Source organism: Mesorhizobium sp. M2E.F.Ca.ET.209.01.1.1 (assembly GCF_004010375.2).
Lineage (GTDB): Bacteria > Pseudomonadota > Alphaproteobacteria > Rhizobiales > Rhizobiaceae > Mesorhizobium.
The window spans coordinates 1-446 of sequence record NZ_SADP02000184.1 but is presented as its reverse complement, the minus strand read 5'-3'; the positions used below and the strand labels follow the sequence as shown (position 1 = coordinate 446).

1 protein-coding gene is annotated in these 446 nt (G+C 60.8%); it reads right to left on the bottom strand.

From position 1 onward, the window contains the following. On the bottom strand, positions 1 to 334 hold a 334-nt coding region (locus EN852_RS35205), incomplete at its 3' end, for a hypothetical protein (RefSeq protein WP_210238284.1). Positions 335 to 446: the final 112 nt, after the last annotated feature.

Below are 446 nucleotides of genomic sequence, written 5' to 3'. Positions count from 1 at the left end.
GGAGAAGCAGTGCAAGCGATGAGGGGAATGCCAGCAGGCAAGCGGTCCCAAGCAGGCCAAGCGCCATCACCAGCGACATTTTGCGACCGAAGGCAGCGATGATCCGTGGCGCGGCAATTTCACCGCCGATGGTGGCCGCCATCAATGCACCCGTCGCATGCCCGGCAGCATCAGCCCCACCAAGGCTCGCCGCATGCGCCGCGATCGCCGACAGAAGCAGGTAGAAGCTGCTCATCGCTGAAAACATGACGCCAGCCATTCCAAGCGTCGCGGCCGTGAAGATCGGCTCTCCAGCGTCCCTGTCCGAATGGATGGTGACTGCGGTGACGGCCATGTCGCTTCTCCTTCGCGGGTGACGAGCTACCGTGTAGCGTGCTACTGGTACAAGGAACATGACCAGTTTGGTGATAGAATTATTGTCCAGTTTGACCGCCGACTTGGCGCTG